We start from the raw sequence: 24,356 nt of genomic DNA on the forward strand, positions 1-24,356 counted from the left end.
GGGATACATCGGTCACATCCCGGGCGCACGCACAACCGGCATAGGGAGGCAGCGTGACGTTGCACGTGGCGGTCATCGGGTCGGGCCCCGCCGGGATCTACACGGCCGAGGCGCTGGTCAAGCAGGCGGCCGAACCTGTCCAGGTCGATGTGCTCGAGCGGCTGCCGACGCCGTACGGGCTGGTCCGCTACGGTGTCGCGCCCGACCACACGTCCATCAAGTCGATCGCCAACTACCTGCGCAGGGTGCTGGAGCTGCCGCAGGTGCGCTTCTTCGGCGGCGTCACGCTCGGCTCCCACCTGTCCGTCGATGACCTGCTCGGCGTCTACGACGCCGTCGTCTACTGCACCGGCGCGATGGTCGACAGGAAGCTCGGCATCCCCGGCGAGGACCTGCCGGGCAGCGTGGCCGCCACCGACTTCGTCAACTGGTACTGCGGGCATCCCGACGTCGATCCCGCGCGCTTCACGCTCGACACCTCCGAGGTGGCGGTCATCGGGGTCGGCAACGTGGCGGTGGACGTCGTCCGCGTGCTGGCCAAGACCGCCGAGGAGCTGCGCGCCACCGACGTGCCCCACGAGGTGCTCGAACGGCTCGGCGAGAGCCAGGTCAAGGCCATCCACATGATCGGGCGGCGCGGGCCCGAGCACGCCAAGTTCACCCTCAAGGAGCTGCGGGAGCTGGGCGAGCTGGCCAACGCCGACGTGTGCGTGCGGCCCGATGAGGCCGTCGTGCTCGGCGCCGACTTCCCGCGGCAGGTGCAGGGCAACATCAAGGTGCTGCAGGAGTGGGCGGCGCGCGAGCCCGTCGGGCGGGCGCGCCGGCTCGACGTGCGGTTCTGGCTGCGGCCCGTCGAGATCCTCGGCACCTCGCGGGTCGAGGGGCTGCGGCTTGAGCGGACCCGGCTGTCGGAGGAGGGGCGGGTCGTCGGGACCGGCGAGTACGAGACGTTGCCCGTCGGAATGGTGTTGCGGTCGGTCGGGTATCAGAGTGTGCCGTTGCCTGGGGTGCCGTTCTCCGAGTCCAGCATGACGGTGCCCAATGTGGCGGGGCGGGTGCGGGAGCGGGAGCGGGAGTACGTCGCCGGGTGGCTCAAACGGGGGCCTACCGGGGTGATCGGCACCAACAAGTCGGATGCCGCTGAGACCGTCCGTACGTTGCTTTCCGACCTCTCCGGGTCGCCTCGCACCGGGTCCGGGTCCATCGAGGCGCTGCTGGCCGGTCGGGGCGTCCAGCCCGTCACGTACGAGGAGTGGCTGGGCATCGAGGCGGCCGAGACCGAGCTGGCCCGTTCGCTGGGCCGGGGTGAAAGGGTGAAGCTCGTGGGCTTGGAGGCCATGCTCCGTGCGTGCCGTCCCTGAGGGGTTCTCGGAGACTTATCGGGTGCAGCAGGCCCGTTATCCCTCCGCTGTCGACCCTGCCTGGCAGCCTGTCCATACCGTCTACGTGCCCGCTGACCGGTTCTCCGCCGGGACGGTCGCCGACTGGGGTGATTCCGCGTCTTCGCTGGTGAAGGCACATCTTTCCGGCCCTGCCGAGGTGGCTTCCGTCTTCGACGTGCCCGGTGCTCTGGCGTCCGCCGTGCATGACAAGGTGCTGCGCAAGCTCGCCACCGAGCCCGTCGAGGATCTGCGGATCGACTTCGAGGACGGGTACGGGGTGCGTGGGTATGCCGTCGAGGATGCCCATGCCGCTCAGGCCGCCGAGGCGGTCGCCGCCCTGCATGCCTCCGGGGCCTTGCCTCGGCGGTGGGGGGTTCGGGTGAAGTCCTTCGCCGATGGGGATCCTGCTCGGTCGGTGGGGACGTTGCGGGTCTTCTTGGCCGGGGTGGTGGGGTCGGTCGGGGAGGTGCCCCCCGGATTCGTCGTGACATTTCCCAAGGTGTTGTTGGAAGCGTACCTTGGGCAATTTGTCGGGGTTCTTGCCGCTTTGGAGGGTGAGTTCGGGACGCGGCTGCGCTTCGAGATGCAGGTGGAGGCGCCGCAGACGCTGCCGTTCCTGCGCGGCGACCTCAACGAGTCGCTGGGCGGGCGGCTGGCCGCCGCCCACTTCGGGGTATTCGACTACACCGCCGCGATCGGGCTGCCGCCGCACGAGCAGCGGCTCGACCATCCGGCCTGCGATCACGCCCGGCACGTGATGCAGACGGCGTTCGCGGGCACGGGGGTCGAGCTGTCCGACGGCTCACTGGCCGCCTCCCCCGCCTCGGACCGGACGGCCGACGTCCACGCGCTGTGGCGGCGGCACGCCGAGCTCGTCCGCCACTCGTTGCGGCACGGCTACTACCAGGGCTGGGACATGCACCCGTCCCACCTGGTGAGCCGCTTCGCCACCGTCTACGCCTTCCACCTGGCGCGGTACGACGCGTACCGGGAGCGGGTGCTGGCCTGGCAGGAGCGACGGGATGCCGGGGGCGGCGTCATGGACGAACCGGCCACCATCCGCACGCTGGCCGCCGCCCTGCGCCGCGCCGACCAGGCCCTTCCCTGATCGAGGTTTGTCAGTCGCGCTCGATCAGGGACCGCCATTGGCGTACGAGCCGCCACTCCACCGGATCGGACCAGCTTGCCCGTACGGCGGAACCGACATGAAAGGCCCTGATGCCATAGTCCAGCAGCGCCGGCACGTAAGCCGGCCGCAACCCACCACCCGCCAGTACGATCGACGCGTCACCGGCGTCGGCCCGCGCCTTGAGCACGGGCAGCCCGTCCCCCACCCCGGTCGACGCCCCGGACGTCAGCACGGTAGCGAGATTCGGCAGCAGCCGCACGGCCCTCCACGCCGCATGCACATCGGCCGCATGATCAACGGCCCGGTGAAAAGTCCACGGCAAGGGCGAGACGGCATGAATCAGCGCCTCGGTTGCCGCCAGATCCACCGCCCCACCACCATCGAGGAACCCGAACACGAACCCGGCCGCACCCGCCTGAGCGAGCGCCTTGGCATCCCGCCTGAGCCGGTCGAGCACGTCGGGATCGGCCGCGAAGTGGGCATCGCAGCGCAACATCACCATCTGTGGGAGGGGGCATTCTGCGGCGATCGCGGCGACCGTCTCCGGGGAGGGAGTCAGCCCATCGGCCGCCATGTCGGCCACGACCTCCAGGCGGTCGGCGCCGCCCTGTTCCGCGGCCACGGCGTCGCGCACGTTGAGCGCGATCACCTCAAGCAGGGATCCGGTCATGGAGGAGAGGTTATAGGGCTATCTGCCCCTTTGTGCCACTATGGCCACCCCGCTGTCGGCCGATCACCGCTGATCATCGGACGGCTCCCTCACCCCTGAAGCCCTCTCCGCCGCGAGCTCGACCGCCACTTCCAAGGCATCACTCGCCACTTGCCGCCGCTCACCGGTGGACGTCGAGACCTCCTGCTCGAGGATCGCTCTGACTTCAGGGCTGTACTCGCCCATGCTGCCGAAAAGCAACATGCAGTAGAAGAAGGCGTTCCCGGTCAACCCCGCAATCGACCGGCTGATGATTGCCATCTCGCCGAGGATCTGCCTGCGGCAATATTCCTCGATGCCATATTCCCCATCGGGAGCACATACCGTGCGGCCGTACGAAGCGCCGCGAAAGATCTCATGAAGTATCAGCCACGCATACTCAGGCAACGAACCTTGCGCCCTCAAAAAGGCCAAGATTCTATCCACAACAGGCGCAGCCCCCGCATACAAGTCCCCTTGATTAACCACCTTCCCATATATGAAGCTAAATGCCTTGTCTCTCCTCGGTTCCTCCCCTTCGAGCAGGGCATCGAGATACGGCGCCAGCTCTGAAGCCCTCCCCGTAGCAGTTGGCACGGAGCTCCAGTCCCACCCCATCACACTACCTTTCCCAAGATCCGCCGGGCTGTGGTACAGCGTCAGGGGGAAACTGGCTTCTCTCGTAGTCGTCCTGACAACGAATGTTGCATACTTCAGCCACTCGACCTGTATCGGGATACATAGGATGGCCGTAGCGGAGATTCTCTCGCTTTGAACCGCGTTGAAGTAACTGATCGGTGCCATCCGTTTCAGCGCAGAAGTCCCCAGCCCCAGAACGCTTTTTGCCAACCGCCCAGTCGCCAGTGATACAGTCTACGACCCCAATAATCATCACATGCTTACGCTTCTGAGTTTTTGACATCCGCTGCAGCTCTTCATCTCGATAACGATCGGCTAGTGCGAAGCATTCCTCATCTGTGTAGCGAGGGTTATCGTTATGTACGAGGACCGGAGTCGTACCCGCCACCACATGGTAGGTGTGGAAGTCCTCGACTGTCAGGTTGTGGACGCGTTGGGTGGCGGTGCGGTGTTCGACTGCGGTGATCTGGACGTACGTGCCGGCTGAGGTCTGCAGCCACATGCCGGGCTGCAGGGCGCCGGCGGTCAGCCAGGCCTTTCGCTTCGGGACCCAGAACGGGTGGTTGTCCGTCGCTGTGATGACGTCCTTCGCGCCGTCCACCGTGACGGTGATGTCGACCAGCTTCTTGACGCCCTTGCTACTGATCAACGCCAGGACCGGGCGGGCTTCCGTGCGGCCGGTCGCCGGGTCGGTGGCCACTACCTCGTCGCCGGTCTCCACCTTTTCGATCGGCTTGGTCGAGCCGTCGGCCATCAGGACCGGGGTGCCGGGGACGAAGCTGTTGGGCAGAGCGCAGGTCGTGCCGGGCGGGTCCAGTCCGGGATCGTGGCGTCGATGACCTCTTCGATCACCTTGTCGGCGATGTCCTCGGCGGCGTTCTCCCCCAGCTCCTCCACCACGTCCTTGGCGCAGGAGATCATGCTGCGGCACAGCAGGTCACCGTCATAGTCGACGCCGTCGTACTCGACGCCCGCGGTGGCGAAGTCGGCGACCTCCGCTTCCTCCAAGACCATCTCGGTGGCCTCGTTGGCGGTCTCGTTCTTCTTCTTGGTCGAAGTCTTCGTCTTCGGCTTAGAAGCCGTCTTCTTCGTGGTCTTCTTGGTCGTCTTCGTCGTCTTCGTCGTCTTCTTCTGGGTCTTCGCCTTCGGCTTCTTGACCTTGGGCGTCTTGGTCTGGGGCTTCTTGACCTTGGGAGTCTTGACCTTCGGCGACTTGGCGACCGGCCTGGTCGGCTTCTTCGCCCCCGCCCTGGCCGTCTGCTTCCTGGTCGTCGACCTCTTCTTCGTGGACCGGATTCCCCTGGCTGTGCGTGGCCGGCAAGGTGCTCACCGGGTGGGTTGTCATCGACCTAGACGCCACCCTGATCACCGCGCACTCGAACAAGGAGGGCGCCTCGGCCACTTTCAAGAAGGGCTACGGTTCCACCCGCTGGCCGGCTGGTGCGCCAACACGCACGAGTCGCTGGCGATGCTGTTACGGATCGGATCGGGCGGGTCCAACACCATCACCGATCATGTGCGGGCTCTGTCCGAGGCCATCCGGCAGATCCCCGAAGGCTTCCGGGCCAGGATCTGGATCCGGATCGATGATGCGGGGGCGACCCACGACCTGGTCGAACACATGAAAGGGCTGAACACCACCCGGCGCACGGTCCGCTTCACCGTCGGCTGGGAGATCACCGACGTCGACGAGGCGGCGATGGCTCGGCTCCCCGCCGATGCCTGGCAGCCGGCCGTGCGCCGGGACGGCACGGTGCATCCCCACGCTGAGGTCGCCGAACTGACCGGGCTGGACGAGCGTGCCGCCACCTGGGGGATCCGGTTGCTGGTCTGCCGTGTCAAGCCCTCGGCCCGCGACGCCCGCCGGCTCACCGATCTGGAGAAACGGACCGGCTGGAAGTACGCGATCATCGCCACCAACCTCGGGCTGCGCGGTATCCCGGGCAGCCATCACGTCCAGTTCATCGATGCCGTCCGTCGCGACCACGCCGAGGTTGAAGACAGGGTGCGTACCAACAAGGTGATGGGGTTGCGCAATCTGCCGTCCAAGACCTGGACCGTCAATATCGGCTGGGTGCTCGCGGCCAACCTCGCCGCCGACATCGACGCCTGGGCGCGCTTGCTGGGCCTGCACGACGATGCCGAACTGGCTCGCGCCGAGCCGCAGACCCTCCGCTACTGCCTGCGGCACCTGCCCGCCCGGCTGGTTTCTCATGCACTCGGGCGGATTGTGAAGATCAGTGCCACCTGGCCATGGATGAAGGCGTTCCTGACCTGCTGGAAGCGTCTGTGCCCTCTGCCGACGCCTACCTGATCAGGGCGAACACCTCCCGCCGATCCCAGAAAGGAGTGACGAGGTCTCCTTCGCGGCCCGTGGAACCGCCGTCCGCCCGAGCGTCTCGGGTAAGCCGCCGCGCCAGGCTCGCCCGCAATAAACGGGACGATCAGGCGGAAACCTCTATCAGCCGAAACCGATCAGGAGGGACGGCCATCTCGTGAGTCATCGAGGGTAGTCGTCAACATAACCGTCGAACGAGATTCGGCACCCTCGCGTGGCTATTACGAGCGGCGCCGAGTCTGACAGGCTTCCATTCGCCGTGCTATCTAAACCTGGGCGGCGAAAAATAATAGCCACATGGTGCGATGAATATCGACTGAAAATGACGGGCGAAGCCGTCATCGTCACAGTCATCGCCGCCTTCACGGTCCAACCCGATCGAAGCTTCAGGCAGCACTGGATGCCATCGGTCATCGAAGTCGATTCGATGCCCCAATTCTGATATTCGAGCAAGGACACGCTCAACTGGAGTGGCGAAAAGGGGGATGTCGTACAGCTTAACGTCAATCAGATTCACATCCTCTGGCCGCCAAACCTCCAGAGTGAACAGAGCACCGTCGCTCTTGAAGGCAGCGCATATTGAGAACGAGTCGTCGAGACCTTGCGTACGAAGAGCCAGCGAACCCCCTGGAGCCGTCGCGTCCACCACGTCTCCATATGAGATAAGTTCGGCTCTCACCTGCGGCTCGTCCATACCGAACCGCAGGTTGTCCAACCCTGAGCCGACTCGGACTTCAAGAACCCGCTCAGTCATCTCTCCGTGCACCTCCTACGGACACGTGGAGCCCCCGGCGTAATTTGTACGATGCACGTTGATTTCGTGATCGTACTTTCCCGGGAAGCGTTGTAGTATATCGCGATACTCCATTTCCATCGCTTCGGCATGTTTACCGGCATTGATGAGTTCTGTCTGCCATTGCCGCCAGGCCTTAGACTCCAATGAGGAGCCGGTGGAGTACAAAGCCCGATGGTCCGGCCGGTCCATTCGAATCGTCGGACCCTTACCGTAACTGCTGCCGGCTGGCCTGGTTGAGTGTGGCAGGATATGGTGTCGCTCCTTACCTACACCTGATGGCGCCAGCTCCGAATAGGTTCCAACGTTCGGATCGGGCGGGGTGGAGTTGTGGACGAGGACGTCCTGGTCGCCTGCTACCACATGGTAGGTGTGGAAGTCCTCGACGGTCAGGTTGTGGACGCGTTGGGTGGCGGTCCTGTGCTCGATCGCGGTGATCTGGACGTACGTGCCGGCTGAGGTTTGCAGCCACATGCCGGGCTGCAGAGCGCCGGCGGTCAGCCAGGCCTTGCGTTTCGGGACCCAGAACGGGTGGTTGTCCGTCGCTGTGATGACGTCCTTCGCGCCGTCCACCGTGACGGTGATGTCGACCAGCTTCTTGACGCCCTTGCTACTGATCAGGGCCACGACCGGGCGAGACTCTGTGCGGCCCGTCGCCGGGTCGGTGGCCACTACCTCGTCGCCGGCCTCCACCTTCTCGATCGGCTTGGTCGAGCCGTCGGCCATCAGCACCGGGGTGCCGGGGACGAAGCTGTTCGGCAAAGCGCAGGTCGTGCCGGGCGCATCCACGGGGACGTCCGGGATCGTGGCGTCGATGACCTCTTCGATCACCTTGTCGGCGATGTCCTCGGCGGCGTTCTCCCCGAGCTCCTCCACCACGTCCTTGGCGCAGGAGATCATGCTGCGGCACAGCAGGTCACCGTCGTAGTCGAGGCCGTCGTAATCGACGCCCGCCGTGGCGATGTCGGCGACCTCCGCCTCCTCCAAGACCATCTCGGTGGCCTCGTTGGCGGTCTCGTTCTGTCGGTGTAGGCGCCCTGGTAGCCCAGCCGCCGCTTGGTACCGTTGCTCGCGATGACCTCACCGAACGGGTTGTACGCGCTCGAATCCACCAGCGCGTCCCCGGTGAAAGTGGCCACGACATCGTCGTGCTGGTCGCTGAGCACGGCCGAAGGCTGTTGCCGTCAACGTAGCCCTCAGGACGTATGTGGTCGTCAGCGATTCAGCGTCGTGACACTGCTCCTCCAAGTAAAGGATTCGCTACACTTCTGGGTGTGGAGGAGTGGGACATCCGCGTCACCAACGAGATCCTGGCCTGGATCAACGCCCTGGACGAGCGATCCCGGGTGCAGGTCGTCGATGCCATCGACCGACTGGCCGAGGCCGGTCCGAGCCTGGGCCGCCCGCTGGTCGACAAGTTGGAAGGCTCTCAGGTCCACAACCTGAAGGAGCTGCGTCCCGGCTCGGCAGGTCGCTCCGAGATCCGGATCTTGTTTGTGTTCGATCCGTGGCGATCGGCCATTTTGCTGATCGGCGGGGATAAGTCCGGTGACTGGACGGGCTGGTATCGGCGGGCCATCCCCCGTGCCGAAGAGCTGTACGCGAAATACCTGGCCGAACGCGAAACGGAGGAGAAGAACCGATGACGAACTTTCCCAAGTGGAACGACGTCCGCGCCGACATCGTGGCCACCTCCGGCGGCGAGGAGGCCGTGGCCGAGGCCCGGCGGCGCAATCAGGCCTACATCGACGGCCACCGGCTGGCCGAACGGCGCAAGAGCCTGGGCCTGTCACAGACAGAGGTCGCTGACCTGATGGGAGTGACCAAGAGCCGGGTCTCCCAGATTGAACGCGGTGAGGTGTCCACCGTGGAGGCCATCGCCCGCTACGTACAGGCCCTCGGCGGGCAACTCCAGATCTCGGCCGTGTTCGGCGATGACCTGTACATCCTGCGCGGCACCGACACCCACGCCGCATAACTCGAACACCACTGCACGGCCCGATCATGCAACTCGGGGGTACTTCCTCTGCCTGGCAGCCAGAAGGAAAAACGAATCGAGGAGTAGGCCTTGCCTACTCGAATGTCACGGGCATTCCCGCTGCAGCAAAATCACCCAGAATCAGGTCGATGCATCGGACCGGACCTGCACCACCATCGAGGACTTTTGAAAGATGCTCTTCGGCTACGGCGTAGTCCCGCCAACGTATACGCTTTGCGGGCAAGCGTCGCAGACAATCGAAAAATGCCATGAAGTTGGATTCGAGATATCCTCCTGGCCCGTGCGCGGCCTCGCCTATCGCGCAGAAAAAACTCGCGAGGTCTACTATCCCTCGACCATCCAGCACAATTTCTTCACCGATGGAGCGGGTGGATATTCTGCTGTGTGAAGCAACCTCTACCCAGCCCTCGCGCTGCCCAACGGGGATGTCCCACCACTTATTGATCGTCGCTGGTGGAGCGATGCGCCATGATTCCCACACAGGCTTGGCCCAAGCATGCGGAGGCAAACTTGTGGTCGCTCGAAACCGTCCAGCGGACCCATCGGATGCAAGGGAGATCTCCACGTCATTCAGATCGTAGTGGCCGATGGCGTTGTGAGACGTATCCAGAATCACAAGTTCCACGTCACCGGGGACAATCAATGGATCATCCACACTCCACTTCCGTTCGAGAGGCATTTCAGCCCGAATGAAAGGAACAGAGAGCACGTACTGAGGCGTATCGTCTGGGCGTTCGAAATCTTCGTAGAATGAGCGGTCGCCGATGAAGAAGTTTTCCATGTCGACCAAGGCAAGTATGCACGTCGAAGTGCCGAACTCACGAAGTGCATACTTGACGTCCACCGCCACTTACTCCCTCCACGAATCAATCAGCTGGGGCCGTTAACTCCCACACTCCTTGGGGAAGTCCTTTATCCTACGATAGTGGGTGTTGGTGTATCCATAATCTCCCCATCGATTAGGGCCGAGGATCCGATAGAGATCCGGATTCCTCGTATTCCTCTTACTCGGGACCTCCCACTCTGGAGATCCAGGGAAGTTATGCGCATCGTCCCTACCCCACTTCCTCGACTGTCAGGTTGTGGACGCGTTGGGTGGCGGTGCGGTGTTCGACTGCGGTGATCTGGACGTACGTGCCGGCTGAGGTCTGCAGCCACATGCCGGGCTGCAGGGCGCCGGCGGTCAGCCAGGCCTTACGCTTCGGGACCCAGAACGGGTGGTTGTCCGTCGCTGTGATGACGTCCTTCGCGCCGTCCACCGTGACGGTGATGTCGACCAGCTTCTTGACGCCCTTGCTACTGATCAACGCCAGGACCGGGCGGGCTTCCGTGCGGCCCGTCGCCGGGTCGGTGGCCACTACCTCGTCGCCGGTCTCCACCTTCTCGATCGGCTTGGTCGAGCCGTCGGCCATCAGCACCGGGGTGCCGGGGACGAAGCTGTTCGGCAAAGCGCAGGTCGTACCAGGCGGGTCCAGCGGGACGTCCGGGATCGTGGCGTCGATGACCTCTTCGATCAGCCTGTCGGCGATGTCCTCGGCGGCGTTCTCCCCCAGCTCCTCCACCACATCCTTGGCGCAGGAGATCATGCTGCGGCACAGCAGGTCACCGTCATAGTCGACGCCGTCGTAATCGACGCCTCCGGTGGCTGTACTCCGTCGCGCCGCCCGACAGCAGCCGGTTGCGCTCGTCGTAGACGAAGGGCGTGTCCCCGACCTTGACCCGGTTGCCCGAGTCGTCCCACTCGTAGGTGGTCGTGGTGCCGTCGGGGGCCGTCCAGGAGGTCATCCGGTCGGCCTGGTCGTAGGCGTAGGTGTTGGTGCCCGCACCGGCCGTGCCCGCGGTGACCTTGGAGAGCAGGTTGTCGTTCTTGTCCCAGCCGTAGGTGATCTTCGCCAGCTGGCTGCCGGCGGCGTTGCGCAGGGTGTGGCTGGTGATGCGGTCGAGGTCGTCGTAGCCGAACTCCTGCTTACCTCCGGGGCTGGCGGAGGTGAGCGTCCTGAGGCGGTCGGCGGCGTCGTAGTCGTAGGTCAGTGACCGGCAGCTGACCGCGTCGCTGAGGGTCTTCAGCCGGTCGGCACGGAACTCCAATCCCGTCCGCCGGTCACAGGCGATCCGAAGAACCGATGAATGGCAACACGCTGCTCCTCCACGGAAGCCACCTGCGACGCTTCAGCCGGCCCGAAGACGTCAACGACCTCCCCCTCTCCGCCGAACCTGCTGAGGACCGTCGCCACGCGACCTAACTCCATCTGCTGCTACATACCAGAGGGGAAGACATCCGGACGGGCCCCCAGGCAGCAGAGGAAAAGCCCTTCCTTCTCAAGATGCACCCGAGCATCGAGAAGACACCAGAAGCGGTTGGACCCCGAATAAGTCAACAACTCCCCGTCCGCAACACGCACCCTCAGCCCCACTTCTCCCCCTGTCTTCGAGGGTCTCCAGAAGGACCGGGATGACCGAGGGTGTGCGCTCTACTGCCGTCAGCCCGGCGTGTCCACATAACGGTGCGAACGTTCGACAACTCGTGCTTGAGGACCTGCTCCTCCACAGTGGCCGCCGAACCTGCTACATCCAGGATCCTGCGGGCCAGCCACTCCAGCCAATCTTCCGTTCTGTCCCACCCCCACTTCCGCCTTCGACCAGCCAGCGGCGACCCTCGTTGCTACTTGAAGGCTTTCGCCGGCGAGGTCACCATTTCCAGCAGCCGCCGGAACAAGTATGCAGTCCTCCAACTTCAGGATCGCATTCGGGATACGCTCACGACAATACTCCCGACGGCTTCACCAGCCTCTGAATGAGATCCATGTTAAATCTCGATGTCGTATCCGAGTACCCTCGAATATCGACCCGCCCATTCCCTGGCTGACGCGAGAACATCCATGGTTCTTCCGCTCGTCAGTTGTATCGGCCCTCGTTCCAGCTCTGCTCGGATCCGAGACTCCAGATCAGGCAAACCGATGTCCCGCGCCAACACCAGGGCTTGCACGAGACGAGCTGGATAGTTGGCTACAGGAAGCCAGGCGTAGAGCTCACCTCGCTGCACGTCTTCTGCGGAAGAAAGCAGCACACCTAGGTCAGTGCGATCGACTACGAAACAAGTCGCTTGCCCCAGCCCTTTCTGGAGAAAGTCCTCCAACGGTTCGTCGACGGCCTGTGGCCATGGTATTTTGTTACTGGAGCTGCGAATCGGAACGGACATGCGTCCGTACTTCTCTAGGGCCGGCCCGAACTTGGCGTCACCCACGTTCAGGTACCAGGCGAGCGTCCCCCCAGCCCCTTTGGATATCCACCCTAGGTACGCCAACTCTCGGGACTCCCAGCGCACCTCTCCCTTTCGTGACACTTCAGCCTCTGATGAGATAGCCCCAAGCTCCATGGCCACGCGCAACACGGCTGGCGCAGTCAGCGGCTTAGCCACTCCAACATCACCACTTCATCCATCTGCGGGACCCGTTGGGCACCCTCACGAGGTCGAACACTACCCCATCCGGCGTGTCCCGATATGCCCATAGCTCGCCGTAATCAACACCCATCTCATTCATGTAGCGTCGCAGCTGGCGAGTTCCGGCCTTGATGCCGCTCTTAGTATTCGGCTTGAGCTCGACGGGAAAGTCATCGGGAGTGAAGCCGTCCGGGATGCTATTTGGCGATATCTGATTGCCAGGCTTATACCCGAGGGAGTCCAAATGCTCTCCCCACTCAGGCCCGTTATGGACACGAGTCCCACGCGCAGCAGCTTTACTATTCCCAGGCTGAAGATTTGTCGGGCACGTTCCGTTGGAATTATGTACGAGGACCGGAGTCGTACCCGCCACCACATGATAGGTGTGGAAGTCCTCGACGGTCAGGTTGTGGACGCGTTGGGTGGCGGTGCGGTGGGCGACTGCGGTGATCTGGACGTACGTGCCGGCTGAGGTCTGCAGCCACATGCCCGGCTGCAGAGCGCCGGCGGTCAGCCAGGCCTTACGCTTCGGGACCCAGAACGGGTGATTGTCCGTCGCTGTGATGACGTCCTTCGCGCCGTCCACCGTGACGGTGATGTCGACCAGCTTCTTGACGCCCTTGCTGCTGATCAACGCCAGGACCGGGCGAGACTCTGTGCGGCCCGTCGCCGGGTCGGTGGCCACTACCTCGTCGCCGGCCTCCACCTTCTCGATCGGCTTGGTCGAGCCGTCGGCCATCAGCACCGGGGTGCCGGGAACGAAGCTGTTCGGCAAAGCGCAGGTCGTGCCGGGCGCATCCACGGGGACGTCCGGGATCGTGGCGTCGATGACCTCTTCGATCACCCTGTCGGCGATGTCCTCGGCGGCGTTCTCCCCCAGCTCCTCCACCACATCCTTGGCGCAAGAGATCATGCTGCGGCACAGCAGGTCACCGTCGTAGTCGACGCCGTCATACTCGACGCCGTCGCTGGCGAAGTCGTAGATCTCCGCCTCCTCCAAGACCATCTCGGTGGCCTCGTTGGCGGTCTCGTTCTTCTTCGTCGGGGACGGAAGTCGGCGGAGATGGCGATCTCCACGGCTGCCCTGATCAGCTCTTCAACCGCCGCGCGTTAACATGACCATCCGCTACAGGAGGAACGACCAGCAAGCCCAGCAGGTGGCGCGGATCCCCAAAGGGGCGCCGCCCTAACCGGCCCAGCTCCTTTCCAGGTCAGCACGACTCACCGGGTGCGGCGTACCGCGGGAGTTGAGGCGCTGAAGTCGAAAGGGCCGGGTGGGCCGCGCTGCAGGCTGAGCGAGGCGCAGGTGCAGCGGCTGGAGGCGGCGCTGGACGCCGGTCCTGCCATCTGGGGTGGACCGAGGATCAGCGCTGGACCCTGGCTCGGGTCACTGCGCTGATCGGCCGGTTGTTCCACGTCACCTACACCCCGCGCGGGGTCTCCTATCTGCTGCACCGGCTGGGCTGGAGCCCGCAGGCGCCCCAGCGCAAGGCGGCCGAACGCGACGAAGAAGCGATTGCAACCTGGATGAAGGACACCTGGCCGCTGGCGGGACAACGGCGCGGGATCAGGACGCGTGGAGCTGCTTCGCCGACGAAGCAGGCCCATCGCTGAGGCCGCCCAAGGCCCGTACCTGGTCCCGCCGTGGACACCCCCCCGTCGTCACCGTCTCGGGCAAGAGCTCCGGCCGCATCAACCTGGCCAGACTGCTCTGCGTCAAACCGGGACAACGAACCCGGCTGCTCTACCCCATCATGATCTACCGGCGACGCAAACACGAACGCAAAGGGTTCGGCGAGAACGACTACGCCCCCTTACTCGACGCCGCTCACCAACAACTCCGCGCCCGATCGTGCTGATCTGGGACAACGTCAACATCCACATCGACGCTCTGATGCGCCGTCTGATCGAGGCACGCCCGTGGCTGACGGTGTTCCGCCTGCCGGCCTACGCGCCCGAACTCAACCCGATGGAGTCGGTGTGGTCACACCTCAAACGTTCCCTGAGCAACCTGGCCCCCTCCACCCTCGATGACCTCGCCAACATCATCCCAGCCGGCCCAAACGGATGCAGTACCGACCCGACCTCCTGGACGCCTTCCCGGCACACACCGGCCTGATCACGAACCCGAGGTCGACATGAAACCCCAGACTTTCATCCTCTGTACTGCACTGCGCAGACGCCCTGAGGGTGAAAAGAGGTCACTGATTTGGGCGACGAGGTTCATCTGTGTTTGCGTGAGACGCACGCCTCTTCATAGTCCAGGATAGCTTTTGCGGACTCACGGTCGATGAGACCATGAACAACCCTGTAATCAACCTCCGGCGGCACATCGACAGCAAGCAGAGACTGGATTGGACCGGCCTCGGTCTCACAGCCAAGCTGCTCGAGTTCTCGCCTAACTCGGACCTCGGCATCTTCCCGGAAGAAGATAAGTCGGAGAGTTGAATGACCCCTCGCAGACAGCAGTTCGGAGAACCGCCCCTCACCGGCAGATGCGCGATAGGAGACGAAATCCCCCTTGCTGATTCCAACCACAAAGAAAGGGACGCTGAGAACTTCTCCCACGCCGTCAGCGAGCGGCCTGACCCAGATTCCCTCTTCCGTATAGGGAGGGTAGCCGTCCGGGTCCTGTTCGAGTGGAAAAACCACACGAACAGGACTAACACTTGAAGCGGACATGCTACCCTCGCACTTCTATTGCCGCTCAGTAGAGACAGTAACGCTTTCCACGAGCCTGGCATCCGAAACTACAGCGACCCCTTGGGGGTGTTACTCCAGCGAGCGTTGCAGGGCACACATGTTACCCGACCATTCCAGGGAGATCCTGGACCGTCTAGCGACTCGGGCCAAATGTGATCGATTCGCGTTTCGCGAGGATCAGGAGAAACGCCTACACGCGAAGGCTGCGCAGGAATTGCCTCAACACCGCAGTCATCACAGACAGTTACCCCATCATTGTTATTCCGGGATTTCTCGACGACCTTACGCTTGCCGGCGGGCGTAAATGGCTTACCCGCCCGCGTCATTTCAGCATCCAGATCTGTGGTTACGCTCGCGAGTCCACTTCAAATCGACACGGACTGGTGTTGTGAACGAGGACGGCACTCCGCGGACCGAGAGAACGGGCCAAAGCACAGCTGAACCTGGCGTACCCCGCGCAAACTCCGCTGCTGCCCACTCCTCGCAGGTCAGCTCGTCAAAGCGATCCTCGTCCTTCAGCGCCGCGAGGCGGGATGAAAAGCACTCACAGGATCGTAAGATAACCGTCGCTGCTAGGGCTATTTCCTCGCCACGCGAATGAGTGCTTCCGCCTCGGCGCTTCTGTCAACAAGCTGGGCCGCCATCCTGATCTCCTGATCGGACATCGAGCGAGCCAGCGATATCGCCCCATGAACGCCGTCCCCATCGCCAAAGTCGAGCAATTTGAGGAACCAGCGCACGGCCTGCACCTTGTCCACCGGCCCACCCACTCCGTCTCGATACCACTCCGCCAGCGTGTAGATGACCCTTGAAACGCCACCTGACGCTGCCACGCCATAATGGACGCGGGCCTGCGCGAAGTCCTGCTGCGCCGCGAACTGGTCGCCCAGAACAGCGTTGGCGGCCGGCAGTCCTTCGTCGGCGGCCCGGCGCAAAAATTCCTGCCCCTTGACTTCGTCCTGTTCGACGCCAGCTCCCTGTAGGTACATCATCGCCAGATTGAAGAGAGCGAACAGGTCGCCCGAGAGGGCCGCTGACTCGAACAGCTCGCGAGCCGCATCGAGATCCCGCTCTACACCTATACCATTGGCGAGCATTGAGCCCAGCCCACGTTGGCCAGCCGGGTGGCCAGCCTTGGCCGAGGCGACGAATAGGCGGTACGCCTTCTCCGGCTCCCTAAGGCGTTCCAGGTAGAGCCCGGCAACCAAAGCTTGGACATCCGCTCGCCCCTCGGAAGCAATCTCCTCAAGCTGCGGAAGCATGCGCATCAGTTGCTTGCCGGCTGCGGCATCCCCCCGCACGAGTGCCTCGTGCAGTTGCTCCGCCAACTCGAAGAGATCACTACCGGATCGATTCGCCATCGTCTCAAACCTCGCCTACCCTGGCCCACAAAGATCACCCATGGTACTGGAAACCGGGGTCGGCAACAACCGTAGTTTACGGTTTGAACTGATAACGTCCGCTGGGATCATTTACGGCTAAACATTGCCCGGTATGACGAGCCATATCCGTGAAGAAATCGAAGCAGTCATCACACATCGGCCTCGTTACCGTTACCTCCTCGCCCGGCCGGAGGGTCGCTGCCTGCTTCTCTGCATGGGACAGGTAGTAAGCGCCTGCTCCTGCTTTATTGTCGCGAAAGTCGGGAACGCGGCCCTTACCAATCGAGTCCTGCACTTTAAGGACATCTTCGAGACTGGGGCGTTCAAATCCGTCCGGGACAGTGTCCGCATAACCGCTGAGAGTGAAGATACCGTCTACGTACGCTGCCGTCTTCTTCGGGTCGTAGTACGGCCACTTGATCCTATCGTTGTGAACGAGGATCGCTTGACTGCCGGCCACCACGTGGTAGGTGTGGAGGTCCTCGACGGTTAGGTTGTGGACGCGTTGGGTGGCGGTGCGGTGGGCGATTGCGGTGATCTGGACGTACGTGCCGGCTGAGGTTTGCAGCCACATGCCGGACTGCAGAGCGCCGGCGGTCAGCCAGGCCTTACGCTTCGGGACCCAGAACGGGTGGTTGTCCGTCGCTGTGATGACGTCCTTCGCGCCGTCCACCGTGACGGTGATGTCGACCAGCTTCTTGACGCCCTTGCTGCTGATCAGCGTTAGGACCGGGCGGGCTTCCGTGCGGCCGGTCGCCGGGTCGGTGGCCACTACCTCGTCGCCGGTCTCCACCTTCTCGATCGGCTTGGTCGAGCCGTCGGCCATCAGCACCGGGGTGCCGGGAACGAAGCTGTTCGGCAGAGCGCAGGTTGTACCAGGCGGGTCCAGCGGGACGTCCGGGATCGTGGCGTCGATGACCTCTTCGATCACCTTGTCGGCGATGTCCTCGGCGGCGTTCTCCCCCAGCTCCTCCACCACGTCCTTGGCGCAAGAGATCACGCTGCGGCACAGCAGGTCACCGTCATAGTCGACGCCGTCATACTCGACGCCCCCGGTGGCGACGTCGGCGACCTCCGCCTCCTCCAAGACCATCTCGGTGGCCTCGTTGGCGGTCTCGTTCTTCTTCTTCGTCGAAGTCTTCGTCTTCGGCTTAGAAGCCGTCTTCTTCGTGGTCTTCTTGGTCGTCTTCGTCGTCTTCTTCTTGGTCTTCGCCTTCGGCTTCTTGACCTTGGGGGTCTTGGTCTGCGGCTTCTTGACCTTGGGCGTCTTGACCTTCGGCGACTTCGCGACCGGCCTGGTCGGCTTCTTCGCCCCCGCCCTGGCCGTCTGCTTCCTGGTCGTCGACTTCTTCTTCGTGGCCTTCTTCGGCTTCCCGCCCTTCTTGGCCGTCTTCTGGCCGGCCTTCTTACCCGCCTGCTGCGCGGTCTTCTTCCCGGCCTGCTGGGTGCCCTTCTTCGCGGCCTGCTGCGTGACCTTCCTGCCGCCCGTCTGGGCGGTCTTCTTGACCGCCTGCTTGACGCCCTGCTTGACCACCTGCTTCACCGCGGCCTTGGCGAACTGCTTGATCGCCACCTGGGCCGCCACCCGCACCACCGCGAACAGAATCGGGATGCAGAACGGGCAGTTGCCCGACGGGTCGGTGTAGGCGAGCGGGTTACCGCCGGCGTAGGTGTAGCGGTTGAGGTTGATCGACGGATACGGATCGATCGAGAAGTCGTCGCGCGAGGCGAAGCCACCCGTCCCCGGGACGTACCAGCGGGAGGCCATGTTGACCTTGCCGGTGTTCGGGTCGGTGTAAGCGCCCTGGTAGCCCAGCCGCCGCTTGGTGCCGTTGCTCGCGATGACCTCACCGAACGGGTTGTACGCGCTCGAATCCACCACCGCGTCACCGGTGAAAGTGGCCACGACATCGTCGTGCTGGTCGCTGAGCACGCCCAGCTGGACGCCGTTCTCCGCCAGGCTCACCAGCCTGCCGTCGGGGTCGCGGCCGAAGCGGGCCTTGACCGTGCCGGCCGGGTCGGTGACGGCGGCGATATCGTTCTCGATGCCGGTGTAGACGAAGCGCTCCTCCTGCCCGCCCTGGGTACGAGAGGCGAGGCGGCCGAGGCCGTCGTAGGTGTAGGTGGCGTCCCCGTCGGAGACCAGGTTGTCGAAGGCGTCGAACGTGAGCTGCTTGGTGACCCCGTTCGTGGTCTCGGTGGCGAGGGTGCCGCGCGGCGTGTACGTGTACTCCGTCCCGCCGCCCGACAGCAGCCGGTTGCGCTCGTCGTAGACGAAGGGCGTGTCCCCGACCTTGACCCGGTTGCCGGAGTCGTCCCACTCGTAGGTGGTCGTCGTGCCGTCGGGGGCCGTCCAGGAGGTCATGCGGTCGGCCTGGTCGTAGGCGTAGGTGTTGGTGCCCGCACCGGCCGTGCCCGCGGTGACCTTGGAGAGCAGGTTGTCGTTCTTGTCCCAGCCGTAGGTGATCTTCGCCAGCTGGCTGCCGGCGGCGTTGCGCAGGGTGTGACTGGTGATGCGGTCGAGGTCGTCGTAGCCGAACTCCTGCTTCCCTCCGGGGCTGGCGGAGGTGAGCGTCCTGAGGCGGTCGGCGGCGTCGTAGTCGTAGGTCAATGACCGGCCGCTGACCGCGTCGCTGAAGGTCTTCAGCCGGTCGGCGGCGTCGTAACCGTACGTCGTGGCGCCGTTGACGTCCTGCTTCTTGGTCGCGTTGCCGTAGGCGTCGTAGGTGAAGGCCGCCGTCTGCGTGCCGCCCTTGGCGACCCTGGTGAGCAGCCCCCGGTCGTTGTAGTCGAGGGTGTAGTCACCGACGACGGTGTTGCGGCCGGCCGCGTCGTAGTCGAACGTCCACCGCGGCGTGTCCACCTCCGCGCCCGTGCCGCTCTGCTCGGTGAGGCGGCCGAGCGCGTCGTAGGCGTGGTCGACGCGCACCCCGCCGGGGTACCGCGCCGAGATCATGTTGCCGCCGGCGTCGTAGACGTAGGTCCACGTCCGGTTCGCCTCTTCCGGGTGCGCGGTGGTGGCCGGCTCGATCGTGCGCTCGGCCAGGCCGAGGCTGTTGTACGTCGTCCAGAACGCGTTGCCGCGACCATCGGTGGCCCTGGTCGGCGAGCCGGCGATGTCGTAGCCGTACGTGGTGGTGATCGACTTGTCGGCCGAGACCGGCTCGACCAGCTTCGTCAGCAGGTCCGTGGCGTCGTACGTGCTCCGGACCGTGTGGCCTTCCGGCGTGGTCTCCGAGATCTCGTTGCCCGCCGCGTCATAGCCGTAGCTCGTCGTCCGCAGGACCTTGCCGGTGCTGTCGGCCTCCTTCAGCGCGGTGAGCCGGCCCGCCAGGTCGTACTCGCTGATCGCGGAGTTGCCCAGCGCGTCGGTGACCTTGGTGGCCCGCCCGGAGGGGTCGTAGGCGTAGGAGGTGGCGTTGCCCGCCGGGTCGGTCTCCTTGGTGATCTCGCCGGCCGCGTTCACCTGCCACGAGGTGGTCCGGTTGAGCGGGCCGACCTCCTTGGTACGGGCGCCGACGTCGTTGTAGGTCAGCTGCGTGGTGAACGCCTCGGCCGCGGGCTTGCGCTCCAGGACCGTCGTCCGCCACATCCGGCCGAGGTCGTCGTAGTCGCTCTCGACGCGTGCCCCGGTCGGGTCGACGGCGGCGCGCAGCTCTCCGGCGAGGTCGTACTCGTACACCCACTGCCCGGCGGCCCGGCCTTCGACGGAGGGCTCCGTCACACGCACCCGGTTGCCGAGCGCGTCGTACTCGGTCACCCAGGTCGAGCCGCGCGGGTCGGTGTAGCGCGTCACCTGGCCGGCCGGGTTGTAGGCGAAGGTCTCCTTCGGCGTCAGCGCCGGGCCGCCCGGCTGCTGGTACGGGAACCCGGTGATCGACGCCAGGCGCCCCAGCCGGTCGTAGGCGGAGGTGGTGACCGCGCCGGCCTCGTCCACCTCGTGCGTACGCCGCCCGCCGCTGTCGTAGCCGAACTTCATGCTCGGCCGCGCCCGCCTGGGCTCGGCGCCGTACTCCTCCACCGCGACCTCGGGCGCCTTGACCTCGACGAGCCGGCCCGCCGCGTCGTGGCGGTAGTGGGTGGTGAAGCCGGCCTCGTCGGCGCCCGAGGCGTTGCCGCGCGGGTCGACCGACTCGACGATGAGGCCGCGCTCGTCGACCTTCCAGCGCGTGGTGACGTCCTCGTCGCCGTTCTCGACGGTACGCCGGACGAGCACGTCGTCGTCGTTGTAGGCGAACTCGACCGACTCGGCGCGGCTGGTTCCCGCGCCGGTCCTGGTCATCTTCGTGACGTTGCCGTTGGCGTCGTAGACGTAGGCGGTCTTGCGAGCCAGGTCCGCCGGGTCGAAGGTCTCGGACGTCACCCGCCCGGCCGCGTCGACCGTGTAGCTGATCTCCTCGATCCGGCTCGCGCTCTGCGTGGGGGTGCCGCCGGCGGCCACGTGCACGAGGTTGCCGGCCGCGTCGTAGGTGTTCTCCTCCAGCACGACGTCGCGGGTGCTGGTCGAGCCGTTCAGCTCGGCTCCCTTGGCGACCACCCGGTGCAGCAGGTTGTCGCCGTAGTGCACGTACTCGGTCTTGCGGCCCTCTGGCAGCGTACGCAGGCTCAGGCGCCCGCCCGGGTCGTACGCCAGCTCCTCCAGCACCACGTCCTTGGCCGGCTGCGGCGACACCGGGCTGCCGGTGTAGCCCTTGAGCGTCGTGCTGTGCAGCTCACCGCGCTGGGTGTAGGTGTACTCGAAGCGGTTGCCCAGCTCGTCCACCATGTGCGTCTGGTTGCCCATGGCGTCGTGGCCGTAGGAGACCGTGCCGCCCTCGGGGCCCGTCACCGTCGCCACGCGGCCGTAGTCGTCGTAGGTGTAGGTGATGGCGCGCCGCGGGTCGCCGCCGGTGAGGTCGGAGGCGGTCTCGGTGAGCGCGTTGCCGTCCGGGTCGTAGGTGTAGGTCACCTCGGAGGTGTGGGTGACGTCCGTGACCTCGTTCTTGATGCCGGGCCCCCGGGTGGACAGCAGTCGGCCGACGGCGTCGTAGGTGTACGTCGTCCGCACCCCGTCCGGATGCTCCTCCGTCACCTCCGTCTTCGAGGTCATCCGGCCCAGCGCGTCGTGGGTGTACCTGGTCACCAGCCCGGCGGGCAGCCGGACCTCGGCGTGGTCGCCCGCCGCGGTGTAGGCGTGGGTGGTCGCCTTGCCCCGGTAGTCGGTCTCCGTCTTCACCAGACCGGCGGGCGTGGTGCCGCCGCCGACGGCCGGCTCGGTGCCGTCGGTGTAGGTCACGGTGCGGGAGCGGCCGTTCGGGAAGTCCGACGTGGCCGGGGTCGTCTGCTTGACCTGCTCGCCGTACTCGTTGTACTCGATCGTGGTGAGGTAGCGGTCGTCCGTCTCGCTCGACGAGCGGGCGTCCCGTACGTGGGTCAGCAGGTTGTTGCGCGGGTCGAGCGGCTTGTCCTTGTCCCACCAGTAGTCGCGGTAGACGTACTGGCAGTCGCCGGACTTGCGGCAGGTCTTGATCCTGATGGCGTTGCCGCGCTTGTCGTGCCACTGCTGCGACACGGTGCCGTTGGGGTCGGTCTGCTTGACGGCGAACCCGCCGGTGTCATAGTCGTACGTGGTCTTGCCGCCGGCCTGGTCGACCGTGTACGCCAGCCGCTTGTTGCGCAGCGAGTCGTAGGCGTACTGCAGGGTCTCGCCGCGCGGATCGGTGAGCGTGACCTTGTAGAGCCCTTCGAGCCAGTCGATGTCGAAGTCGCCGATCCGCCAGGTGCCGCCGTCGCCGTCGGTGTGCGTCTGGAGCGCGTCGCTCGACGGGTGGTAGGTGTTGCTGGCCCAGACCCGGCCGGAGGGCAGCGTGGTCTTGACGAGCTTGTGGCTGACCTTGGCGCGGGCCGCGAAGTGCGCCTGCACCTCGGCCTCGGTGAGCGGCTTGCCGTACACGGCGAACTCGTCGATCGAGCCCTTGAACGCGAACGCGCCCGACGTGGTCTGGCCGCCGGGGATGTCCCGCCAGGAGCTGGCGCGGTCGCCGCTGCCCAGGTAGGCGTCCGCGAGGTAATCGTCGTAGCGCGTGCCGGTCAGCTCACCGACGAGCTGCCCGTCCAGATACAGCTTCTGCTTTTCCCCGTCCACGGTGAGCACCACGTGGTGCCACTGGTTGTCGTTGACGGCGCCGGCGGAGGTGATCGGCGTGTAGCGGCCGTCGACGTAGCCGAGCTGGCCGCGCAGCTTGCCGTCGGTGCCCACGTACACCACGGGCTCGGTCGCGCCGAACTCGTAGCCGAACTCGCCGGCGGACAGGACGATGCCGTTCTGCGAGGTCTTGATCCAGCTCTCGATGGACACCGAGTTCTGGGCCTTGTCCAGCATGTTCCAGGGCAGCATCATCGTGGACTTGGTGAACCCGGCCGCCGTGTCGGCGGTGCCCTCCAGGGCTCCCGGCTGCCCGACGGTGACGTTGTTGTAGATGCCCGCGCCGCCCTCGCTGCCCAGGTTCGCAGCCGGCTCGTTCCGGGCGTCGCCCAGCCGCCAGTACCCGAGCGGCTCGGCGTCGAGCACCAGGCCCTTGTAGCGGGAGCCGTCGCCATAGGCGTAGGTGGTGCAGTTCGGCGCGGCGGCCGGTGAGCACACCGAGGTGAGGTTGCCGCCGGTGTAGGAGTAGGTCCAGGTCTGCGCCGTGCCGTCCACCGGGTCGGTGGAGACGGTGGCCACCCGGCCGCCGTCCCAGGTGAAGTGCAGCGCCCGGCCGCCGGGGCCGCTCACCGTGTCGAAGGTGCCGTCGGCGTTGTACGACAGCGTCTGCGCCCGGCCCCGGTTGTCCTCGATCCTGGTCAGCCGGCCGTTCTCGTTGAACACGTACGTCGTCGCGTACGTGTCCATGAGCCGCCAGCCGCCGCCCTCGACGTCGGCGAGCGTGTCCTTCCTGCCCGGCGGAGCCTGGTAGGTGCCGTCGCCCTTGGGCGCGAAGCGGACCCGGCGGCCGCTGGCGTACGTGACCAGCAGCCCGGTGATCGTCGAGCCCGCGCGCTCGGCCACGATGTTCATGTCCCAGGTGGCCGACCAGCCGGGACCGAACATGCCGTCGGTCCGCGAGTCCAGGCTGTTGTAGGTGCGCACCACGGCCAGGTCGGGCCCCGCCACCTGCACCTGCGCGTCGACCACCGTGGTGGTGTAGTTGCCGGACTCGAGCGAGAACTCCTTGCCGTCACCGAGTTGCTCGCCCAGGTGCGGGCTGTTGAACGGCTGCGGCGACTGCGTGCCGATGAGCTGCTTCTCGGACGTCGCCGTCGCCCGGCTCTCCGGGTCCGTGACGCGGACCCACCACTCGTACTGCTTGCCCCATTCCAGCCAGCCGGCGGTCACCCGCCAGGTGTCGGCGCCCAGCATGTCGGAGGAGTTCCAGCAGGGCGGGTCGGGCGGGGGAGGGAAGACGACCTCGTCGTCGTCCGTCTTCTCCGGCTTCTCGCAGAGGCTGTACCGGTAGCGCATGGGGATCGTGGGCCCGCCCAGCCGCGAGGCACGGACGGTGAGCAGCGGCGTCGTGCTGCCGACCAGCGAGCCCGACTCCGGGTACACCGTGTCGATGAAGGGGAAGGTGTCGGCTGCGGTCGCCACGTCCCGCTGTTCTGCGCGCCTGATCGCGGGAGGCAGCTCCGACTCAGGCTTCTTGTCCGCTTTCAGCGCCGTACGCGGCCATCCGCCGGCGTCGCGGGGCAGGGCGCCCGGCACGTACGGGTCCTGCGCGTCGTCCGACGCGGTTTCCCCGGCGGGCCGGCCCGTCACCTCGGGCAGGGCCTCCGCGCCGCGTAATGGTGCCTGCCGCGTCACGAAGCCGGTCTGCTGGACGCTCACCTCGGCGGCGACGGGCAT

Annotated in this window: 20 protein-coding genes; 7 read left to right on the forward strand and 13 right to left on the reverse strand. The window is 65.3% G+C overall.

The genetic code is table 11. The annotated features are described in order from the left end of the window. Positions 1-53: 53 nt before the first annotated feature. Together ACFFR3_RS21185 and ACFFR3_RS21190 are read left to right on the forward strand one after the other, a co-directional pair. Positions 54-1,361 carry an FAD-dependent oxidoreductase gene (locus ACFFR3_RS21185; RefSeq protein ID WP_345398609.1) on the forward strand — a complete coding sequence of 436 codons (1,308 nt, stop codon included), beginning with the start codon at positions 54-56 and terminating at the stop codon, positions 1,359-1,361. Positions 1,362-1,383: 22 nt separating this feature from the next. Then, positions 1,384-2,490, forward strand: coding sequence for a DUF6986 family protein (locus tag ACFFR3_RS21190; RefSeq protein ID WP_379483687.1), 1,107 nt, complete (start codon positions 1,384-1,386; stop codon positions 2,488-2,490). Positions 2,491-2,500: 10 nt separating this feature from the next. On the opposite strand, the gene ACFFR3_RS21195 is transcribed toward ACFFR3_RS21190, so the two are convergent. From ACFFR3_RS21195 to ACFFR3_RS21210, 4 genes are all read right to left on the reverse strand, one after another. Further along, entirely contained in the window at positions 2,501-3,181 is a 681-nt protein-coding gene (locus ACFFR3_RS21195; RefSeq protein WP_379483688.1) for a copper homeostasis protein CutC, read from the reverse strand. Positions 3,182-3,244: 63 nt separating this feature from the next. Continuing rightward, positions 3,245-3,817: a hypothetical protein gene (locus ACFFR3_RS21200; RefSeq protein ID WP_379483689.1), complete on the reverse strand. Its 573-nt coding sequence runs from the start codon at positions 3,815-3,817 to the stop codon at positions 3,245-3,247. Positions 3,818-3,821: 4 nt separating this feature from the next. Next, positions 3,822-4,592 (reverse strand): polymorphic toxin-type HINT domain-containing protein, encoded by a 771-nt coding sequence (locus ACFFR3_RS21205; protein ID WP_379483690.1) that lies wholly within the window; start codon positions 4,590-4,592, stop codon positions 3,822-3,824. Continuing rightward, entirely contained in the window at positions 4,592-4,852 is a 261-nt protein-coding gene (locus ACFFR3_RS21210) for a hypothetical protein (protein ID WP_345398593.1), read from the reverse strand. Before ACFFR3_RS21210 ends, ACFFR3_RS21205 begins: the two co-directional genes overlap by 1 nt. Positions 4,853-4,865: 13 nt before the next feature. Here ACFFR3_RS21210 and ACFFR3_RS21215 point away from each other — a divergent pair, with 13 nt between their 5' ends. After that, entirely contained in the window at positions 4,866-6,152 is a 1,287-nt protein-coding gene (locus tag ACFFR3_RS21215) for a transposase (protein WP_379483691.1), read from the forward strand. Between the two features lie 286 nt (positions 6,153-6,438). On the opposite strand, the gene ACFFR3_RS21220 is transcribed toward ACFFR3_RS21215, so the two are convergent. Next, positions 6,439-6,930: a hypothetical protein gene (locus tag ACFFR3_RS21220; protein ID WP_379483692.1), complete on the reverse strand. Its 492-nt coding sequence runs from the start codon at positions 6,928-6,930 to the stop codon at positions 6,439-6,441. 15 nt (positions 6,931-6,945) lie between these two features. Beyond that, complete coding sequence (locus ACFFR3_RS21225) at positions 6,946-7,962, reverse strand: polymorphic toxin-type HINT domain-containing protein (protein ID WP_345398587.1); 1,017 nt, start codon at positions 7,960-7,962, stop codon at positions 6,946-6,948. Positions 7,963-8,243: 281 nt separating this feature from the next. On the opposite strand from ACFFR3_RS21225, the gene ACFFR3_RS21230 reads away from it, so the two are divergent. Further along, positions 8,244-8,615, forward strand: a complete 372-nt coding sequence (locus ACFFR3_RS21230) for a type II toxin-antitoxin system RelE/ParE family toxin (RefSeq protein WP_345398584.1) — start codon at positions 8,244-8,246, stop codon at positions 8,613-8,615. Continuing rightward, complete coding sequence (locus tag ACFFR3_RS21235) at positions 8,612-8,947, forward strand: helix-turn-helix domain-containing protein (RefSeq protein WP_345398581.1); 336 nt, start codon at positions 8,612-8,614, stop codon at positions 8,945-8,947. Before ACFFR3_RS21230 ends, ACFFR3_RS21235 begins: the two co-directional genes overlap by 4 nt. 94 nt (positions 8,948-9,041) lie before the next feature. Here the strand turns inward: ACFFR3_RS21235 and ACFFR3_RS21240 are convergent, their stop codons facing one another. From ACFFR3_RS21240 to ACFFR3_RS21255, 4 genes are all read right to left on the reverse strand, one after another. Next, positions 9,042-9,812 (reverse strand): barstar family protein, encoded by a 771-nt coding sequence (locus ACFFR3_RS21240; protein WP_364386026.1) that lies wholly within the window; start codon positions 9,810-9,812, stop codon positions 9,042-9,044. 211 nt (positions 9,813-10,023) lie between these two features. Beyond that, a complete protein-coding gene (locus ACFFR3_RS21245; RefSeq protein ID WP_345398578.1) occupies positions 10,024-10,554 on the reverse strand; it encodes a Hint domain-containing protein in 531 nt (176 codons plus the stop codon). A 22-nt stretch (positions 10,555-10,576) separates the two neighbouring features. Next, positions 10,577-11,056, reverse strand: coding sequence for an RHS repeat domain-containing protein (locus ACFFR3_RS21250; protein ID WP_364386023.1), 480 nt, complete (start codon positions 11,054-11,056; stop codon positions 10,577-10,579). 1,337 nt (positions 11,057-12,393) lie between these two features. Continuing rightward, positions 12,394-13,416: a polymorphic toxin-type HINT domain-containing protein gene (locus ACFFR3_RS21255; RefSeq protein ID WP_345398571.1), complete on the reverse strand. Its 1,023-nt coding sequence runs from the start codon at positions 13,414-13,416 to the stop codon at positions 12,394-12,396. Positions 13,417-13,757: 341 nt separating this feature from the next. Here ACFFR3_RS21255 and ACFFR3_RS21260 point away from each other — a divergent pair, with 341 nt between their 5' ends. After that, the gene (locus ACFFR3_RS21260) at positions 13,758-14,024 is read left to right on the forward strand and encodes a helix-turn-helix domain-containing protein (RefSeq protein WP_446686051.1); all 267 of its coding nucleotides are present in this window, start codon (positions 13,758-13,760) and stop codon (positions 14,022-14,024) included. Continuing rightward, entirely contained in the window at positions 13,987-14,529 is a 543-nt protein-coding gene (locus ACFFR3_RS21265; protein ID WP_364380586.1) for a transposase, read from the forward strand. The genes ACFFR3_RS21260 and ACFFR3_RS21265 overlap by 38 nt, the downstream gene beginning before the upstream one ends. 104 nt (positions 14,530-14,633) lie before the next feature. Here ACFFR3_RS21265 and ACFFR3_RS21270 read toward each other — a convergent pair whose 3' ends face one another. The 3 genes from ACFFR3_RS21270 to ACFFR3_RS21280 form a co-directional block, all read right to left on the reverse strand. Continuing rightward, positions 14,634-15,062: a DUF4265 domain-containing protein gene (locus tag ACFFR3_RS21270; RefSeq protein WP_364380583.1), complete on the reverse strand. Its 429-nt coding sequence runs from the start codon at positions 15,060-15,062 to the stop codon at positions 14,634-14,636. Between the two features lie 629 nt (positions 15,063-15,691). Continuing rightward, on the reverse strand, positions 15,692-16,474 hold the full coding sequence (locus ACFFR3_RS21275; protein ID WP_364380580.1) for a tetratricopeptide repeat protein: 783 nt from the start codon (positions 16,472-16,474) through the stop codon (positions 15,692-15,694). Positions 16,475-16,550: 76 nt separating this feature from the next. Beyond that, positions 16,551-24,356 carry a polymorphic toxin-type HINT domain-containing protein gene (locus ACFFR3_RS21280; RefSeq protein WP_379483693.1) on the reverse strand — a complete coding sequence of 2,602 codons (7,806 nt, stop codon included), beginning with the start codon at positions 24,354-24,356 and terminating at the stop codon, positions 16,551-16,553.

Origin of the sequence: Nonomuraea salmonea, from assembly GCF_042428605.1 — a bacterium.
Taxonomy (GTDB): Bacteria; Actinomycetota; Actinomycetes; order Streptosporangiales; family Streptosporangiaceae; genus Nonomuraea; species Nonomuraea salmonea.

Coding starts and splice junctions, on each gene's coding strand:
- ACFFR3_RS21195 (WP_379483688.1), bottom strand. CDS start 3,181: ATGACCGGATCCCTGCTTGAGGTGATCGCGCTCAACGTGCGCGACGCC.
- ACFFR3_RS21200 (WP_379483689.1), bottom strand. CDS start 3,817: ATGGGGTGGGACTGGAGCTCCGTGCCAACTGCTACGGGGAGGGCTTCA.
- ACFFR3_RS21245 (WP_345398578.1), bottom strand. CDS start 10,554: ATGATCTCCTGCGCCAAGGATGTGGTGGAGGAGCTGGGGGAGAACGCC.
- ACFFR3_RS21220 (WP_379483692.1), bottom strand. CDS start 6,930: ATGACTGAGCGGGTTCTTGAAGTCCGAGTCGGCTCAGGGTTGGACAAC.
- ACFFR3_RS21275 (WP_364380580.1), bottom strand. CDS start 16,474: ATGGCGAATCGATCCGGTAGTGATCTCTTCGAGTTGGCGGAGCAACTG.
- ACFFR3_RS21255 (WP_345398571.1), bottom strand. CDS start 13,416: ATGGTCTTGGAGGAGGCGGAGATCTACGACTTCGCCAGCGACGGCGTC.
- ACFFR3_RS21280 (WP_379483693.1), bottom strand. CDS start 24,356: ATGCCCGTCGCCGCCGAGGTGAGCGTCCAGCAGACCGGCTTCGTGACG.
- ACFFR3_RS21210 (WP_345398593.1), bottom strand. CDS start 4,852: ATGGTCTTGGAGGAAGCGGAGGTCGCCGACTTCGCCACCGCGGGCGTC.
- ACFFR3_RS21205 (WP_379483690.1), bottom strand. CDS start 4,592: ATGGCCGACGGCTCGACCAAGCCGATCGAAAAGGTGGAGACCGGCGAC.
- ACFFR3_RS21235 (WP_345398581.1), top strand. CDS start 8,612: ATGACGAACTTTCCCAAGTGGAACGACGTCCGCGCCGACATCGTGGCC.
- ACFFR3_RS21225 (WP_345398587.1), bottom strand. CDS start 7,962: ATGGTCTTGGAGGAGGCGGAGGTCGCCGACATCGCCACGGCGGGCGTC.